Source organism: Pseudomonas rosaeacicularis, from assembly GCF_057128745.1.
Genome location: NZ_JBSKHT010000015.1, coordinates 70620 through 85674, shown reverse-complemented (window position 1 = coordinate 85674; position 15055 = coordinate 70620). Strand labels below are relative to the sequence as shown.

The window sequence follows — 15055 nt, the reverse complement described above, 5'->3', positions numbered from 1 at the left end:
GGTATCAGCCATTTGCTAATAGATAATTACATGATGCTAGACTTATATGAATAAAAATTACGCCATTGAAGCCCGCTCCCTGAATATTGCAGGTTTTTGGAGCCATAATTTTTGGGTGCTGCGTCATCCTAACGGCGAAGTGATGGGAGAGCTTCATGGATTGGCAACGGACAGACGCAATGGTCAGTTCGTGCCTATCGGAACTAATGAACATCATTCGTTACGAGCTTGGCATTTCACATCAGCAAAGCACAGCGCGGAGGTTGGTGTGAAGTCGAATGTTGTTAATCAACACGCTTTTTATGAACAAGGACAGCGAGCTAGTACTTTATTAATGGGTGACGTTAATGCAGTAATGCCGCGTTGGCGTGCAGCCGCGAAGTCCGTGGACTTTATCAATGGAATGGATTTGAACTATCCTGCTGGTGGCGTAAAGATAACTGGTAAAACCAAAAACAGTAACTCTATGTATACCACTATGGGTGATATCATGGGCTTGCCTCGCTTTAGCTTTTGGCAAGTATTTGAACCGGGGATATCTACACCGGTGTTGATTCCTGACCTAGTTGATGCGGTACAGGCATTGTCCGGGGAAGTATGGGATAGCCCCGTTCACTCTCCAGTACCCAGTAGTCAGCCAGCCGTGAATAGCAGCTCTGCTATTCCACCACCAAATACATTGCCCATGCCTCGTGGTGGTGGACGTCCTCCCCGCGTTAATCGGGGAGGTGTCGGGTATAGACCTGGTATTGGAAATTCACCGCCCCGGGGGAAAGTCAGTATTCCCTTCGTGGAAATCACCCGGGGCGGCGGAAGTAATTAATGCCCTGCCTTTCAGTTGTCTAAACGTTAATCTAACGCTAGCGTTGCTTTCGTCCAGATTAGCGATGTGAAATTTACAAACAGCGTCAAGCCTATTGGAGTTTGTAGAGTAGCTGCGTTATTTACTCTAGGTTTATAGGAGTTGGCGTCTGCTTGACTCAATATCAGCTGATTGGGGAGTGGTTGAAAAGTGAACAGGTGCGCAGTCAGCACTTGTTGGCGGGTAAACCATTGCCGTCGATTGCGGGGTTAATTGCACCTGACCCCTTGTGGGAGCGGACTCGTCCGCGAATGCCAAATGTCAGATGTTGAAACTGCATCTTAAAGACACGCGTCTTCTCGGACGAGTCTGCTCCCACAGGTTTTGCGTATTCACACCACAAAATTCACATACTGGCGCACATGCAGATTGAATTTGAGCTCATCAGCAATTCCCGCTGCCACCCGACCCAGTACCTCAAGCGGGACCTCAAGCCCTGACTCGACCGTCCCGCCTGTCTGGCTAAAGTGCTCGATGCTGAGCCCCGCCACGCCTTGTGGCGCTTTGACTAACGACCACTCAATTTCGCTTCGGCGCAGTGAATCGACAATGAGTGCCGAAGCCTGGAATTGATCAAGTCTAGGGTCTTGGTAGTCCGGAAGTGACGCTTCATGCCGTAGCTCGATATCACACACCACAATGAGCCGTTTCACGCCGCTACGGGGCATGCATGCCAGCAGGTTCTGTGTGACAAGTAGTTGTTGAACCGGGGTCAGGTCCTGAGGATTTTTTTTGAAATCGGCACCCGTGGGCAGCACTTTTGAATCCAACAGGCATATCACCACGCAGCTACCGGCGATGCTTTCGCAGATCCGCTCCTGATTGAAGAGATCGCCCTGCTTGGCTCGCAAACCTGGACGAGGCGCCAAGGCATTCAGATCATCAAGGACGGCGATGACCTCGTGTTGCCGCCGCAGTAATTCGGCCATGAGCGCGCTGCCAAAGCTGCTAACGGCCCCGAACAGTGCAACTTTCATCACCGGCGTTTCGGCGTTTTTCATAGTAATCGGTCCGCGACTGTGGATAACTTCCTACCCTTTGAGAGTAGCAGCGCATCCCGCTGTTCCGCGTTTATGGAGGACTGGCCATGTCGTCTGTCGAGGAATATCACGCTCACGTTTATTTCGATGCCCGGACCTTGGAGCAAGCTCGGGCCTTATGCGAAACGGTTGCCTCTGTGTTCGATGTAAAGATGGGGCGTGTGCATCAACGCCCCGTCGGGCCGCATCCGGACTGGAGTTGCCAATTGGCGTTCGATCACTCGAAGTTTGCTGACGTAATGCTCTGGCTGGCGCTGAATCGCAACGGGTTGGTGGTGTTTACGCATCCGCTGACTGGGGGTGATTTGGCTGATCACACTGAACACGCGATCTGGATGGGCGGGATTCGGGAGTTGAAGGTGGGGATGTTCAAGACGTGAGCGCGAGCCCCATGTGGGAGGGAGCTTGCTCGCGAGACGTTGGCCCTTGCGATATAAATCGACTGGTCCGACAAATCGCGAGCAAGCTCCCTCCCACAGGTTTTTGCCCGACCGGGATTAGTTCAAAACGCCTTCCAGGATTTCATAAACAAGCCCGCTACCAATAGCGATCAAGACCACGTCAGGCCCCAGACGGCGCCATTCGTAGCCGTCGTAACGCGGCAGATACTGCAGCGATCGGCTGTCCAGACGTTTGCCGTAGCCACGTGGCAGTGGATGCCCGCGCTCGATACGAATATTGGACGGCAGTGGTTGGCCACGACCGATGGTTTCGCGATGTTCATACACCTGGCGACGCACATCGTCGAAATTCGCGGGAGGACGCCCACCGCCGCGATTGTCTGCATGCTGCTGGTTACCCGGCTGGTTATTACCCTGCTGACCACGGCCCGGCTGGTTGTTACCCGGTTGATTGCCGCCTTGCTGATTATTGCCGTGTTCGTTGCCGCGACCTTGGTTCTGATCCTGATGATTGTCCGGACCACGATTATCCTGGCCGCCTCGCTCATCAGGCCCTGCAGCATTCACCAAGGTGGTAGCGCTGATCATCAAGATGCCTACCCCAGCAATCAAACGGTTTGACACTTTCATGTAGCGCGCTCCTGAACCAATATGGATCAGCAAAAAAGGGGTTCAGAATCTGGTCCTGAACCCCTTTGCTGTACTACTTAGTCTCGAGACAGTGGTTTGAATTCCTCTGTATCAAAAACTTTACTTTCAGCTAACGCGCGCCGCACGCACGCCTTCAGACAATGCCGAGCAGAGTGTCAGCACACCGGTAATGGCTTCGTCGGATGATTTGGCATTAGCGATGCAATCGATCAAAGCCGACCCGACAACTACACCCTCTGCCAGTCGAGCTATAGCCGCCGCCTGTTCCGGCGTACGGATGCCGAAACCAACGCTGATCGGCAAATCAGTGTGGCGACGCAAACGCTCGATGGCCTCTTTGACCTGATCAGTCGTTGCCGCGCCTGCACCGGTCACACCGGCAACGGACACGTAGTAAACGAAGCCTGAGCTGCCGTTTAGCACCGTTGGCAATCGCACGTCATCCGTCGTTGGTGTGGTCAGACGAATGAAATCCAGCCCAGCCGCCTGAGCCGGATCGCACAACTCCTCGTTATGCTCCGGCGGCAGGTCGACCACGATCAGGCCGTCAACGCCCGCTTCACTGGCTGCCGCGATGAAGCGGTCGATGCCGTAGGCGTGAATCGGGTTGTAATAACCCATCAGCACCAGCGGCGTGGTTTGGTCTTCTACGCGAAACTCACTGACCATTTGCAGGGTTTTCGCCAGGTTTTGCTTGGCCGCCAGCGCACGAATGTTGGCCAGCTGAATGGCTGGGCCGTCGGCCATCGGGTCGGTGAACGGCATGCCCAGCTCAATGACGTCGGCGCCATGTTTAGGCAGCCCTTTAAGGATCGCCAGCGAGGTGTCGTAGTCCGGATCGCCGCCGGTGACAAATGTCACCAGGGCTGCGCGGTTCTGTTGTTTGAGTTCGGCAAAACGTGTTTGCAGGCGGCTCATCAGTGTTTCTCCTGCGTGGACAGATCCAGGTGGTGCATCACGGTTTGCATATCCTTGTCGCCACGGCCGGACAGGTTGATCACCATCAAGTGATCCTTCGGCAGCAATGGCGCGCGTTTGACCGCCTCAGCCAGGGCATGTGCGGTTTCCAGCGCAGGAATGATCCCTTCAAGGAGACAGCACTGATGGAACGCCGCCAAAGCCTCGTCGTCGGTGACCGAGGTGTACTGAACACGGCCGATGTCGTGCAACCAGGCATGTTCAGGGCCGATGCCTGGGTAATCCAGACCTGCGGAAATGGAATGGGCGTCGGTTATCTGACCGTCGTCGTCTTGCAGCAGGAACGTACGGTTACCGTGCAGCACGCCCGGTACGCCTCCGTTCAGGCTCGCAGCGTGCTTGCCGGTTTCGATCCCGTGACCGGCCGCTTCAACGCCGATGATGTCGATGCCGGTGTCATCCAGAAACGGGTGGAACAGGCCCATCGCGTTGGAGCCGCCGCCAATGCACGCCACCAGGGAGTCGGGCAGACGTCCTTCCTGAGCCAGCATCTGCTCGCGAGTTTCCTTGCCGATGACGGCTTGGAAGTCCCGCACCATCGCTGGGTACGGGTGTGGCCCGGCCACTGTGCCAATCATGTAAAACGTGCTATCGACGTTGGTCACCCAGTCACGCAATGCCTCGTTCATGGCGTCTTTCAAAGTGCCAGTACCCGCAACGACCGGGATGATTTCAGCGCCCAGCAGCTTCATGCGGAATACGTTGGCCTGTTGGCGATCGATGTCGGTAGTGCCCATGTAGATCACGCATTGCAAGCCAAAACGCGCCGCCACGGTTGCGGTCGCCACGCCGTGCATGCCCGCGCCGGTCTCGGCGATGATGCGTTTTTTGCCCATGCGCCGCGCCAGCAGGACCTGGCCGATACAGTTGTTGATCTTGTGCGCGCCAGTGTGATTGAGCTCTTCGCGCTTGAAGTAAATCTTGGCACCGCCGCAGTGTTCAGTCAGGCGCTCAGCGAAGTAGAGAGGGTTTGGACGGCCCACATAGTCGCGCTGAAAGTAAGCCAGATCCTTGAGGAAAGCAGGATCGACCTTGGCCGCTTCGTATTCACGATTCAGGTCAAGAATCAGCGGCATCAAAGTTTCAGCGACGTACCGACCGCCGAACGATCCGAACATGCCTTTGGTGTCGGGACCATTGCGAAATTGGGTCTGGGTCTGGCTCATGGAACCTCCGGGATAACGAATGAGTGTTGCCGTTCAGGCAGTGAACACACTTTAACCAGCGTCACGCTCGTTGAAAACCGATAAGATCGGCGCAACCTGTCAGGAAAACTCACAGATACCATGAGCAGAGACCTTCCCCCGCTTAACGCCCTTCGCGCCTTTGAGGCCACCGCGCGTCTAAACAGCGTCAGTCAGGCAGCGGAGCAGTTGCACGTTACCCACGGGGCGGTTAGCCGACAGCTGAAAGTGCTTGAAGAGCATCTGGGCATCAGCCTGTTCAGCAAAGACGGTCGCGGCCTTAAACTCACAGATGCTGGCGTCCGCCTGCGTGATGCAAGCGGTGAAGCGTTCGATCGATTGCGCACTGTTTCCGCTGAACTGAGCAAAAGCAGCGCCGATGCGCCGTTTGTCTTGGGCTGCTCTGGGAGCCTGCTGGCGCGCTGGTTCATCCCTCGCCTTGGGCGGCTCAATGCGGACCTGCCTGATTTACGACTGCATCTTTCGGCTGGAGAAGGCGATCTCGATCCCAGGCGCCCGGGTCTGGACGCTTTGCTGGTGTTCGCCGAGCCTCCGTGGCCTGCGGACATGCAAGTGTTCGAACTTGCCAGCGAGCGAATCGGCCCCGTCATGAGCCCTCGCTTCGAACGCTTCGAAGCTCTGAAAACAGCCCCCGCAAGTGCACTGATCCACGAACTGCTGTTACAGACAACGTCGCGGCCTCAGGCGTGGCCGAGTTGGGCGAAACAGAACGGGATTGACCCTCATAGCCTGCATTACGGACAGGATTTCGAGCATTTGTATTACTTGTTGGAGGCAGCCTCTGCGGGCCTGGGAATAGCCATCGCCCCTGAACCTTTGGTGGCCGACGACTTGAAGGCGGGACGCCTGGCTGCGCCATGGGGCTTCAGAGAAACCCCGGCGCAACTGGCGTTATGGGTACCCAAACGTGCCGCAGACGGGCGAGCTCAACAGTTGGCGCATTGGCTCAAATGCGAACTGGAACGTTCAGGTCAGGCGTAATCAGTTACCGCGCTTGAACAGCAAGTATGCTGCCAGCAGGCCAACTGCACCGACAGCCACACCTGCTGTAGTCCAAGGATGTTCTTGAGCGTAGTCACGGGTGGCGACGCTGGTTTCGCGGGTTTTGACTTTGACGTCTTCGTAGACATCGCTCAGCAGGCTGCGTGAATGGCTCAGCGCGCTTTCAGCATTGGCTTTCAGGTTCTTCAAGGTTTTGCGCGACTCGTCCGACGCGTCCGACTTCAAGCTCTCCAGAGACTTGAGCAGACTCTCGATCTCGGCTTCCATGCTTTGCAACGAAGCTTTACGTGATGACGTGAATGGCATGATTTGACTCTCCTGCAGTGATGAGTGGCGTGTGTTGTTTGGGACTACAGGGTTTTCAGAAAGTGCAGTGCATGTTGCGAAGTACCGTTTCTTCTGAACTTTTCACCGGGTTTTCGCCACAGACGTAGTAAGCGATTTCGCTGCTAGGCTCACCCTCAAGACCTTTTAGGAGAACTGCCATGTCTGAACATACTTACAAAATGCTCGAACTCGTTGGCTCGTCGACCACAACTGTAGAAGACGCCATCAACAACGCACTCGCCGAAGCAGGCCAAAGCGTGCGGCACATGGAATGGTTCGAAGTGCTGGAAACCCGCGGCCACATCAAAGACAACAAAGTCGCTCATTTTCAGGTCACGATCAAAGTAGGCTTTCGCATCGACAAGAGCTGATTTGCTGAACTTTTGAACTGGCCGATTGCCACACCTTCGCTACAACGAAGCCCGCTGTCGATCAGTCGATGCGAGTGCAACGTATTTTGGCCGCTACTTTCCAGGCGGCCTTTTTGCCTGAAGTAGAGCCTGACGAGGGAGTGTGACCCATGAAGAAGTTTCTTTTGGCCGTAGGTTTGTTGAGTATCGCTGGCACCACTATGGCAGCTGGCAAATCCTGTGATGACGTGAAAGCCGAGATCGATGCCAAGATCAAAGCCAATGGTGCTACGTCGTACACCCTTGAAGCTGTCGACAAAGGCACAGCGGCAGACGGCAAAGTCGTCGGCACCTGTGAAGGCGGCGCTAAGGAATTGGTGTACAAGCGCGGCTGATTGTTGGCTGGTGAGTACGAAAAACCGACGCATTTGGCGTCGGTTTTTTTATGGGTGCGCGACAGACTGTAGGAGCGCGCTTGCCAGCGAAAGGGTCTGTTCAGGCACTACAAAGGTGATTGATACATCGCAATCGCGGGCAAGCGCACTCCTACAAACATCTCAGCCCTTGGCGACTTGCGCGAGGATCTCATACGAGCGCAAACGATCGGCATGCTCGTACATGTCGCAGGTAAAGATCAGCTCATCGGCATCTGTCTGTTCCAGCAGCACCTCCAGCTTGGCGCGGATCTTCTCAGGTCCGCCGACCATCGCCAGCCCGAGGAAATCCATCACTGCTTCACGCTCGTGTGGCAGCCACAGGCCGTTCATGCTCTCGACGGGCGGGCGCTGCATCAGGGACTGGCCACGCATCAAGGCCAGGATACGTTGATACACCGACGTCACCAGATAATCGGCACGTTCGTCAGTGTCAGCGGCAGACAGCGGTACACCAAGCATCACATACGGCTGATCCAGGGTGGCAGATGGCTTGAAGTGATTGCGGTAGACGCGAATTGCTTCGTGCATGAAGCGCGGCGCGAAATGCGAGGCGAACGCATACGGCAGGCCACGCTCCCCTGCCAATTGGGCGCTGAACAAACTCGAACCTAGCAACCAGACGGGAACATTGGTGTTGGTGCCCGGCACCGCGACCACGCGCTGATGAGGCTGGCGCGGACCGAGGTAGGCCATCAACTCGGCCACATCATAGGGGAAATCATCGGCGCTGCCGGAACGCTCACGACGCAGCGCCCGGGCAGTCATTTGATCAGAACCAGGTGCGCGGCCCAGACCCAGATCGATACGGCCTGGATATAGGCTGGCGAGGGTGCCGAACTGCTCGGCGATCACCAACGGAGCATGATTGGGCAGCATAACGCCGCCGGAGCCCACACGGATGGTCGAAGTACCGCCGGCAAGGTAAGCCAGCAGCACCGACGTCGCCGAACTGGCGATACCGTCCATGTTGTGGTGTTCAGCGACCCAGAACCGGTTGTATCCCCATTTCTCGACGTGCTGCGCGAGATCCAGCGAATTGCGTAACGAGTCGGCCGGGCCTTTGTCCTCGCGAACCGGCACCAGATCGAGGGTGGAAATCTTCACATCGGCTAATCGTGTCATGGGTCGCTTGTATCCTCTTGGGCTGCTGCGCGCATATGCAATCACTAAGCGCACATGCGAAGCCGGCCTAAAGCCTAAATATTTGCGTTAAGGCTATAGGATAAGGGCAAAAGGCTGGGATTCAATGGGGAAGGCAAAATTTCCTACTATTTTGGTCGGATTTATCTGACGAAATAAATTCACTGTTTTATCGCCGTTGAACTTTGCTACAAGGTCTATCCTCAGATTCCTTGTTCCTGTGCGATCCCTCGCACGCCCTTTATCAGGAGACATTATGAGTATCGTCAAGAAAGCATCCGCCCACTGGGAAGGTGACCTGAAAACCGGTATCGGCAGCATCTCTACTGAAACTGGCGTACTGCGCGAAGCACCCTACGGTTTCAAGGCCCGCTTCGAAGGCGGCAAGGGCACCAACCCTGAAGAACTGATCGGCGCTGCCCACGCAGGCTGCTTCTCCATGGCACTGTCGATGATTCTCGGTGGTGAGAACCTGACGGCCGAGAGCATCGACACCACCGCTGATGTGACCCTTGATCAAGTGGACGGCGGCTTTGCTATCACCGCTGTACACCTGACGCTGAAAGCCAAGGTGCCGGGCGCGACCCAAGAGCAATTCGACAAGCTGACCGCTGCCGCCAAAGAAGGCTGCCCGGTGTCCAAAGTGCTGAACGCAAAAATCACTCTGGACGCAACGCTACTGAGCTGATCGCCCACAGCGCTGTATCAAGACGACCCGCCCGGCCTGCGCTGAGCGGGTCGTTTTCGTTTGCACAGATCCAGAACTGGGCCGTGTAGGGGATGTCGTATGTAAGCCGCTGCCCATTGCGCGGCGCCCGAGGAGTCAAGCATGAACCGCATTGTGTTAGCCGTAATCGCCACTGCCCTTTCCAGCGGTGCGTTCGCCGCGCCCAAGCCTTGTGACGAACTCAAAGCTGAGATCGAAGCCAAGATCCAGGCGCGGAACGTCAGTTCGTACACCTTGGAGATAGTCCGAAAGGAAGAGGTGCAGGATCAGAATATGGTGGTCGGTACCTGCGAAAACGGCACGAAGATGATCATCTATCAGAACAATGATCGGTGAGACTACCGCCTGAACAACCGACGCGGTCTTCTGTAGGAGCGAACTTGTTCGCGAGACATCGAAGCTGACACACAGAATTGTCCGCCTCGCCAACAACTTGGCTCCTACAGATTTTCCATGGCGGCTTAAGGCAAACAAAACACGTTACTTTCCTCTGCCAACACCGTGCGCTGCTCGTCCTTGAGTTGCGCATCAATACTGTTGGCGATGTCTCGCACTTCAAGCCGATAGCGGCGGCCGGCTTCGAATTTGTCGTATTTGACGGTCACATAACAGGTGATCTCGTTGTACAAATCCATCGACAACCCCAGCCCGCCTGCTGCGTACTCATAGTCGTAACGTACTTCCAGTTCGTGTTTGCCCGGCGTCACTTGAAAATAGCGGCCGTCTTCAGTGCGCTTGCCGTCCAACTTGTCGGCCATGACCAGCTTGCCGGTGAAGGTGTGCATGTCGACCCACGCTTGCTGCGGGTCGACTGCAGGCAACGGGCCGGCGCAACCGGCCAGCAAGCTCAGGGCAGCAAGTAAAAAAGGCAGGCGCATGGCAGGCTCCGGGATGATCAGGACGCGGCGATGATAGTTGCGTTGATGGCCGGCTGTCCGGCATAACGCTGATGCTTTGAGACCTTCACGCTTTCGACTTTAAGGCCGCTGCATGAATTCCTTCAATCTTTCCCTCTGGCGATGCTGCATGCCGGTCGTGTTGCTGCTGCTCGGTGGTTGCTCCAGCATTTCGTATTACAGCCAATTGGCGACGGGTCAACTGCAATTGCTCAAAGCCCGGGAACCCGTAACTGACGTCATTGCCGACCCCAGTCGTGACCCAAAGCTGCGCGAACGGCTTGCCCAAGCGCAAAAGGCGCGAGTCTTTGCCAGCGAACACCTGCATCTTCCTGACAATAACAGTTACCGGCTGTACGCCGATATCGGCCGTCCGTACGTGGTCTGGAATGTCTTTGCGACAGGGGAATTTTCACTGGAGCCTGTCAGCCATTGCTTCCCTATTGCAGGCTGCGTGGCCTATCGCGGTTATTACGACCAGGGCTCGGCACGGGGCGAGGCAGCGTTGCAGAGGCTGGAGGGTAATGACGTTTACGTGAGCGGCGTGGAAGCCTATTCAACCCTGGGCTGGTTCAACGATCCCATCATCAGCTCGATGATGAATTGGGGCAGCGAACGACTGATGACGCTGATTTTTCATGAGCTGGCGCATCAGCAGTTCTACGTGAAGGACGACAGCGAGTTCAACGAGTCCTATGCCAACTTTGTCGAGCAGGAAGGCACGCGGCAGTGGCGTTCTGCGCGCGGATTGCCGCCTGAAACGTCTTCCGAAACCCGGCACCGCGATCAATTCACATTGTTGGTGCTCGCCGCTCGCGAGCGTCTTAAACAGCTGTACGCCCAACCGTTGCCACCTGACGTGATGCGGGCACGTAAAGCCGCTGAGTTCGAGCAGCTGCGTGCCGATTATCGGCAGATGCGCGATGCCCAATGGGCGGGAGACAAACGTTACGACGCTTGGATCAACGCCCCGATGAACAACGCACGTTTGCTGCCCTTTGGCCTTTACGATCAGTGGGTGCCGGCGTTTGCAGCGCTGTTCAAGCAAGTCGGCGGGGATTGGGTGGCGTTTTATCAGGCGGTCAAAAAGCTGGGTGGGCTGCCCAAGGATGAACGTAAGGCGACCTTGGAAAAGTTGATGAAGCTCGCTTAATGTTGGAGCGAGGCTTGCCCGCGAAGCTATAGACGCGGTGTGTCAGGCGGGCCGAGATCTCAGCTTCGCGAGCAAGCTCGGCTCCAACAGGTTTCCCGTCGACCTCAGGATTGACGGAACGCGTGATGCAGCTCTTTCAGCGTATCGAAGTGATACGTCGGCGCTTCTGCTTCTAGCTCTTCACGACTGCCAAACCCATAGCCCACCGCTGCGACGTCCAGGCCATTGCGCTTGCCGCCGATCAAATCGTGCTTGCGGTCGCCGATCATCAGCGTCTGTTTCGGGTCCAGCCCTTCCGTGTCTAGCAGATGGCGAATCAGCTCAACCTTGTCGGTGCGGGTGCCGTCCAGCTCGCTGCCATAGATCAGCTTGAAATGCCGAGCGAAGTCAAAATGGCGGGCGATTTCATGAGCGAACACCCAGGGTTTTGAGGTCGCGATGAACAGATTGCGGCCCTGCTCGGACAACAATTCCAACAGCTCGAAAACGCCGTCGAATACCAGGTTTTCATACAGCCCGGTGACCTGGAATCGCTCGCGGTAGAACCCCACCGCTTCCCAGGCTTTCGCCTCGTCGAAATCGTAAGAGCGCATGAATTGCTGCAGCAGCGGCGGTCCGATGAAATGTTCCAGCGCAGTAATGTCGGGTTCATCAATGCCCAAGCGGCTCAGCGCGAATTGAATCGAACGAGTAATGCCCTCGCGTGGGTCGGTCAGCGTGCCGTCAAGGTCGAACAGAATGTTTTGGTAGTGCATGGTTTTTCTCGGTAAATGACCTGTAGGAGCGAATTCATTCGCGAGGCGCCAGGACAGCCAACACACCTGTACCGCCTGTCACATTACTTCGCGAATGAATTCGCTCCTACGAAATCAGGGCTGAATCAAGGCTGATCGAAGCCTTCAGCCAAGTGCTGATCCTTGAGCTTCACGTAGTTCCCGGCGCTGTATGGGAAGAAGGCGATTTCCTTTTCGGTCAGCGGGCGAATCTGTTTCACCGGGCGTCCCACATAAAGAAAACCGCTTTCCAGCCGCTTGCCCGGCGGCACCAGGCTGCCCGCGCCGATGATTACTTCGTCCTCGACCACGGCGCCGTCCATGATCGTGCTGCCCATCCCGATCAAAATCCGATTGCCCACCGTACAACCATGCAGCATCACCTGATGACCGATGGTCACCTCATCGCCAATCAGGCAGGGGAAGCCGTCCGGGTTGAACGGCCCGGCGTGAGTAATGTGCAGCACGCTGCCGTCCTGAACACTGGTGCGCGCGCCGATCCGGATGCGATGCATGTCACCGCGTATGACCGTCAGCGGCCAGACAGAGCTGTCGGCGCCGATCTCGACATCACCGATTACCACCGCCGAATGGTCGACGAAGGCGCGCTCGCCAAGGGTTGGCGTGTGGTTCTGAAAAGTGCGAATGGACACTGATAGGCTCCTTCTCTGGGGCTGATAGCGCGGTCGTAGTAGCGAGATAGCTGCGGTCAGCCGCGATTGTAATTAAGATGGCCGGGTGTTTCTTTCTGCCAAGGTGCCAAACCGTGAGCGCGAACAACCCTCTGTTGCAATCCTACGACCTGCCACCTTTCTCGGCGATCCGCGCTGAGCATGTAAAACCGGCCATTGACCAGATTATCGCCGACAACCGCGCAGCAACTGTCGATCTCCTCGCCCAACAAGGCACGCAGCCTACATGGGCTGGCCTGGTATTGGCGATGGACGAACTCAACGACCGGCTCGGCGCCGCCTGGAGCCCGGTCAGCCACTTGAACGCTGTGCGTAACAGCCCTGAGCTGCGCGAAGCTTATGAGTCCTGCTTGCCGGCGCTGAGCGCGTACTCCACCGAAATGGGCCAGAACCGCGAGCTGTTCCAGGCCTTCGAAAGCTTGGCCAACAGCCCTGAGGCCGCTGGTTTCGACGTGGCGCAGAAGACTATTCTCGAACACTCGCTACGTGACTTCCGGCTGTCCGGCATCGACCTGCCGCCTGAGCAGCAGAAGCGTTACGCCGAAGTGCAGAGCAAGCTGTCGGAGCTGGGCAGCCAGTTTTCCAACCAATTGCTCGACGCAACGCAAGCCTGGACCAAGCACGTCACCGATGAATCCGCCCTCGCCGGCCTCACCGATTCGGCCAAGGCGCAAATGGCGGCTGCGGCCAAAGCCAAAGACCTCGACGGCTACCTGATCAGCCTTGAATTCCCGAGCTACTACGCGGTGATGACCTACGCCGAAGACCGTGCCCTGCGCGAAGAGATCTACGCGGCATATTGCACGCGCGCGTCGGACCAAGGCCCGAACGCCGGTAAGAACGATAACGGTCCGGTGATGGAACAGATCCTCGACCTGCGTCAGGAACTGGCCAAGCTGTTGGGTTTCGCCAGCTTCTCCGAGCTGAGCCTGGCGACCAAAATGGCTGAGTCCAGCGATCAGGTGCTCAGCTTCCTGCGTGATCTGGCCAAGCGCAGCAAGCCGTTTGCCGCCCAGGATCTTGAGCAGCTCAAAGCCTACGCCGCCGAACAAGGCTGCCCGGACCTGCAAAGCTGGGACAGCGGTTTCTATGGCGAGAAACTGCGCGAGCAGCGTTACAGCGTCTCCCAGGAAACCCTGCGTGCCTACTTCCCGATCGATAAGGTGCTGAGTGGCCTCTTTGCCATCGTGCAAAAACTGTACGGCATTGAAATCGCTGAGCAGAAAGGCTTCGATACCTGGCACCCGGACGTTCGCCTGTTCGAAATCAAGGAAAACGGTCAGCACGTTGGCCGCTTCTTCTTTGATCTCTACGCCCGCGCCAATAAGCGTGGCGGTGCATGGATGGACGGCGCTCGAGATCGTCGTCGCACGTTGGACGGCGTACTGCAAAGCCCGGTTGCCAATCTGGTATGCAACTTCACCCCGGCCGACAGTGGCAAACCTGCGCTGCTCACTCACGATGAAGTCACCACCTTGTTTCACGAGTTTGGTCACGGCCTGCATCACCTGCTGACCCGCGTCGAGCATGCTGGCGCTTCGGGCATCAATGGCGTGGCATGGGACGCGGTCGAGTTGCCAAGCCAGTTCATGGAAAACTGGTGCTGGGAGCCTGAAGGCCTGGCCCTGATTTCCGGTCACTACGAGAGCGGCGAATCGTTGCCTCAGGACCTGCTGGAGAAAATGCTCGCGGCGAAGAATTTCCAGTCTGGCCTGATGATGATTCGCCAGATCGAGTTCTCGCTGTTCGACTTCGAACTGCATGCTACCCATGGCGACGGTCGCACTACGCTGCAAGTGCTTGAAGGCGTGCGCGACGAGGTTTCAGTCATGCGTCCACCGGCCTACAACCGCTTCCCGAACAGCTTTGCGCACATCTTCGCTGGCGGTTATGCAGCTGGTTATTACAGCTACAAATGGGCGGAAGTGCTCTCGGCGGACGCTTTCTCGAAATTCGAAGAAGACGGTGTGCTGAATGAAGACACCGGTCGTGCGTTTCGCGAAGCGATTCTCGCCCGTGGCGGCTCGCAGGCGCCGATGGTGCTGTTCGTCGACTTCCGCGGACGTGAGCCTTCGATTGACGCACTCTTGCGCCATTCCGGCTTGAGTGAGGACGCCGCAGCATGACCGATACACCCGCTGTAGTGACCAAGAAGCGCTTCATCGCCGGGGCGGTATGCCCGGCGTGCAGCGAGCCTGACAAGCTGATGATGTGGAACGAAGATGACGTCCCGCATCGCGAATGCGTGCATTGCGGTTACTCGGACACGCTCAATGCCCAAGGTCAGTCGATCCCGAAAGAGCTCGGTACACGGGTAAACAAGCCCGTGGTCAAGCCAGCGGATCCGAAGGTCCAGGGCGTGCAGTTTTTCCCGAATCCTAAATTGAAGAAGCCGGTCGATCCAAGTTGAAATGAAACATG

19 protein-coding genes are annotated in these 15055 nt (G+C 56.7%); 10 read left to right on the top strand and 9 right to left on the bottom strand.

Features of this window, described 5'->3' with window-relative positions:
- The first annotated feature begins 46 nt into the window (after positions 1-46).
- Positions 47-823 (top strand): hypothetical protein, encoded by a 777-nt coding sequence (locus ACWKWM_RS19885; RefSeq protein WP_483847779.1) that lies wholly within the window; start codon positions 47-49, stop codon positions 821-823.
- 371 nt (positions 824-1194) lie between these two features.
- Here ACWKWM_RS19885 and ACWKWM_RS19880 read toward each other — a convergent pair whose 3' ends face one another.
- Entirely contained in the window at positions 1195-1863 is a 669-nt protein-coding gene (locus ACWKWM_RS19880) for an NAD(P)-dependent oxidoreductase (RefSeq protein ID WP_483847778.1), read from the bottom strand.
- 86 nt (positions 1864-1949) lie between these two features.
- Here ACWKWM_RS19880 and ACWKWM_RS19875 point away from each other — a divergent pair, with 86 nt between their 5' ends.
- Positions 1950-2282, top strand: coding sequence for a DOPA 4,5-dioxygenase family protein (locus tag ACWKWM_RS19875; protein ID WP_483847777.1), 333 nt, complete (start codon positions 1950-1952; stop codon positions 2280-2282).
- Between the two features lie 117 nt (positions 2283-2399).
- Here the strand turns inward: ACWKWM_RS19875 and ACWKWM_RS19870 are convergent, their stop codons facing one another.
- The 3 genes from ACWKWM_RS19870 to trpB all read right to left on the bottom strand — a co-directional run bounded on the left by ACWKWM_RS19870 (position 2400) and on the right by trpB (position 5098).
- Positions 2400-2933, bottom strand: coding sequence for an anti-virulence regulator CigR family protein (locus ACWKWM_RS19870; RefSeq protein ID WP_483847776.1), 534 nt, complete (start codon positions 2931-2933; stop codon positions 2400-2402).
- Positions 2934-3059: 126 nt separating this feature from the next.
- On the bottom strand, positions 3060-3872 hold the full coding sequence (gene trpA, locus ACWKWM_RS19865) for a tryptophan synthase subunit alpha (protein WP_483847775.1): 813 nt from the start codon (positions 3870-3872) through the stop codon (positions 3060-3062).
- Entirely contained in the window at positions 3872-5098 is a 1227-nt protein-coding gene (gene trpB, locus ACWKWM_RS19860; protein ID WP_483847774.1) for a tryptophan synthase subunit beta, read from the bottom strand. Before trpB ends, trpA begins: the two co-directional genes overlap by 1 nt.
- A gap of 120 nt (positions 5099-5218) precedes the next feature.
- Here trpB and ACWKWM_RS19855 point away from each other — a divergent pair, with 120 nt between their 5' ends.
- Complete coding sequence (locus ACWKWM_RS19855) at positions 5219-6118, top strand: LysR family transcriptional regulator (RefSeq protein ID WP_483847773.1); 900 nt, start codon at positions 5219-5221, stop codon at positions 6116-6118.
- Here the strand turns inward: ACWKWM_RS19855 and ACWKWM_RS19850 are convergent, their stop codons facing one another.
- A complete protein-coding gene (locus ACWKWM_RS19850; protein ID WP_268798674.1) occupies positions 6119-6445 on the bottom strand; it encodes an ElaB/YgaM/YqjD family protein in 327 nt (108 codons plus the stop codon). It abuts the gene before it with no gap.
- 179 nt (positions 6446-6624) lie between these two features.
- Here ACWKWM_RS19850 and ACWKWM_RS19845 point away from each other — a divergent pair, with 179 nt between their 5' ends.
- On the top strand, positions 6625-6837 hold the full coding sequence (locus tag ACWKWM_RS19845; RefSeq protein ID WP_483835303.1) for a dodecin: 213 nt from the start codon (positions 6625-6627) through the stop codon (positions 6835-6837).
- 149 nt (positions 6838-6986) lie between these two features.
- The gene (locus ACWKWM_RS19840) at positions 6987-7211 is read left to right on the top strand and encodes a DUF1161 domain-containing protein (RefSeq protein WP_483847772.1); all 225 of its coding nucleotides are present in this window, start codon (positions 6987-6989) and stop codon (positions 7209-7211) included.
- Between the two features lie 162 nt (positions 7212-7373).
- On the opposite strand, the gene ACWKWM_RS19835 is transcribed toward ACWKWM_RS19840, so the two are convergent.
- Positions 7374-8375: an LLM class flavin-dependent oxidoreductase gene (locus tag ACWKWM_RS19835; RefSeq protein WP_483847771.1), complete on the bottom strand. Its 1002-nt coding sequence runs from the start codon at positions 8373-8375 to the stop codon at positions 7374-7376.
- Positions 8376-8649: 274 nt separating this feature from the next.
- Here ACWKWM_RS19835 and ACWKWM_RS19830 point away from each other — a divergent pair, with 274 nt between their 5' ends.
- Together ACWKWM_RS19830 and ACWKWM_RS19825 are read left to right on the top strand one after the other, a co-directional pair.
- Positions 8650-9081: an OsmC family protein gene (locus ACWKWM_RS19830; protein ID WP_122667221.1), complete on the top strand. Its 432-nt coding sequence runs from the start codon at positions 8650-8652 to the stop codon at positions 9079-9081.
- Between the two features lie 141 nt (positions 9082-9222).
- The gene (locus ACWKWM_RS19825) at positions 9223-9456 is read left to right on the top strand and encodes a DUF1161 domain-containing protein (RefSeq protein WP_483847770.1); all 234 of its coding nucleotides are present in this window, start codon (positions 9223-9225) and stop codon (positions 9454-9456) included.
- 125 nt (positions 9457-9581) lie between these two features.
- Here the strand turns inward: ACWKWM_RS19825 and ACWKWM_RS19820 are convergent, their stop codons facing one another.
- Positions 9582-9998 carry a PA0061/PA0062 family lipoprotein gene (locus tag ACWKWM_RS19820; protein ID WP_483847769.1) on the bottom strand — a complete coding sequence of 139 codons (417 nt, stop codon included), beginning with the start codon at positions 9996-9998 and terminating at the stop codon, positions 9582-9584.
- A gap of 112 nt (positions 9999-10110) precedes the next feature.
- On the opposite strand from ACWKWM_RS19820, the gene ACWKWM_RS19815 reads away from it, so the two are divergent.
- Positions 10111-11169 (top strand): aminopeptidase, encoded by a 1059-nt coding sequence (locus ACWKWM_RS19815; protein WP_483847768.1) that lies wholly within the window; start codon positions 10111-10113, stop codon positions 11167-11169.
- A gap of 104 nt (positions 11170-11273) precedes the next feature.
- Here ACWKWM_RS19815 and ACWKWM_RS19810 read toward each other — a convergent pair whose 3' ends face one another.
- Together ACWKWM_RS19810 and ACWKWM_RS19805 are read right to left on the bottom strand one after the other, a co-directional pair.
- The gene (locus ACWKWM_RS19810) at positions 11274-11924 is read right to left on the bottom strand and encodes an HAD family hydrolase (RefSeq protein WP_483847767.1); all 651 of its coding nucleotides are present in this window, start codon (positions 11922-11924) and stop codon (positions 11274-11276) included.
- A 125-nt stretch (positions 11925-12049) separates the two neighbouring features.
- Positions 12050-12595 (bottom strand): gamma carbonic anhydrase family protein, encoded by a 546-nt coding sequence (locus ACWKWM_RS19805; protein ID WP_483847766.1) that lies wholly within the window; start codon positions 12593-12595, stop codon positions 12050-12052.
- A 113-nt stretch (positions 12596-12708) separates the two neighbouring features.
- On the opposite strand from ACWKWM_RS19805, the gene prlC reads away from it, so the two are divergent.
- Together prlC and ACWKWM_RS19795 are read left to right on the top strand one after the other, a co-directional pair.
- Positions 12709-14760, top strand: a complete 2052-nt coding sequence (gene prlC, locus ACWKWM_RS19800; protein ID WP_483847765.1) for an oligopeptidase A — start codon at positions 12709-12711, stop codon at positions 14758-14760.
- A complete protein-coding gene (locus ACWKWM_RS19795; protein ID WP_483835312.1) occupies positions 14757-15044 on the top strand; it encodes a YheV family putative zinc ribbon protein in 288 nt (95 codons plus the stop codon). The genes prlC and ACWKWM_RS19795 overlap by 4 nt, the downstream gene beginning before the upstream one ends.
- Positions 15045-15055: the final 11 nt, after the last annotated feature.

What these genes read in the sequence shown, in the direction of transcription:
- ACWKWM_RS19840 (WP_483847772.1), top strand. Translation starts at nt 6,987, where the DNA reads ATGAAGAAGTTTCTTTTGGCCGTAGGTTTGTTGAGTATCGCTGGCACC.
- ACWKWM_RS19885 (WP_483847779.1), top strand. Translation starts at nt 47, where the DNA reads ATGAATAAAAATTACGCCATTGAAGCCCGCTCCCTGAATATTGCAGGT.
- ACWKWM_RS19875 (WP_483847777.1), top strand. Translation starts at nt 1,950, where the DNA reads ATGTCGTCTGTCGAGGAATATCACGCTCACGTTTATTTCGATGCCCGG.
- ACWKWM_RS19810 (WP_483847767.1), bottom strand. Translation starts at nt 11,924, where the DNA reads ATGCACTACCAAAACATTCTGTTCGACCTTGACGGCACGCTGACCGAC.
- trpB (WP_483847774.1), bottom strand. Translation starts at nt 5,098, where the DNA reads ATGAGCCAGACCCAGACCCAATTTCGCAATGGTCCCGACACCAAAGGC.
- ACWKWM_RS19850 (WP_268798674.1), bottom strand. Translation starts at nt 6,445, where the DNA reads ATGCCATTCACGTCATCACGTAAAGCTTCGTTGCAAAGCATGGAAGCC.
- ACWKWM_RS19815 (WP_483847768.1), top strand. Translation starts at nt 10,111, where the DNA reads ATGAATTCCTTCAATCTTTCCCTCTGGCGATGCTGCATGCCGGTCGTG.
- ACWKWM_RS19880 (WP_483847778.1), bottom strand. Translation starts at nt 1,863, where the DNA reads ATGAAAAACGCCGAAACGCCGGTGATGAAAGTTGCACTGTTCGGGGCC.
- ACWKWM_RS19795 (WP_483835312.1), top strand. Translation starts at nt 14,757, where the DNA reads ATGACCGATACACCCGCTGTAGTGACCAAGAAGCGCTTCATCGCCGGG.
- ACWKWM_RS19845 (WP_483835303.1), top strand. Translation starts at nt 6,625, where the DNA reads ATGTCTGAACATACTTACAAAATGCTCGAACTCGTTGGCTCGTCGACC.
- ACWKWM_RS19855 (WP_483847773.1), top strand. Translation starts at nt 5,219, where the DNA reads ATGAGCAGAGACCTTCCCCCGCTTAACGCCCTTCGCGCCTTTGAGGCC.
- ACWKWM_RS19825 (WP_483847770.1), top strand. Translation starts at nt 9,223, where the DNA reads ATGAACCGCATTGTGTTAGCCGTAATCGCCACTGCCCTTTCCAGCGGT.
- ACWKWM_RS19835 (WP_483847771.1), bottom strand. Translation starts at nt 8,375, where the DNA reads ATGACACGATTAGCCGATGTGAAGATTTCCACCCTCGATCTGGTGCCG.
- ACWKWM_RS19830 (WP_122667221.1), top strand. Translation starts at nt 8,650, where the DNA reads ATGAGTATCGTCAAGAAAGCATCCGCCCACTGGGAAGGTGACCTGAAA.
- ACWKWM_RS19820 (WP_483847769.1), bottom strand. Translation starts at nt 9,998, where the DNA reads ATGCGCCTGCCTTTTTTACTTGCTGCCCTGAGCTTGCTGGCCGGTTGC.
- trpA (WP_483847775.1), bottom strand. Translation starts at nt 3,872, where the DNA reads ATGAGCCGCCTGCAAACACGTTTTGCCGAACTCAAACAACAGAACCGC.
- ACWKWM_RS19870 (WP_483847776.1), bottom strand. Translation starts at nt 2,933, where the DNA reads ATGAAAGTGTCAAACCGTTTGATTGCTGGGGTAGGCATCTTGATGATC.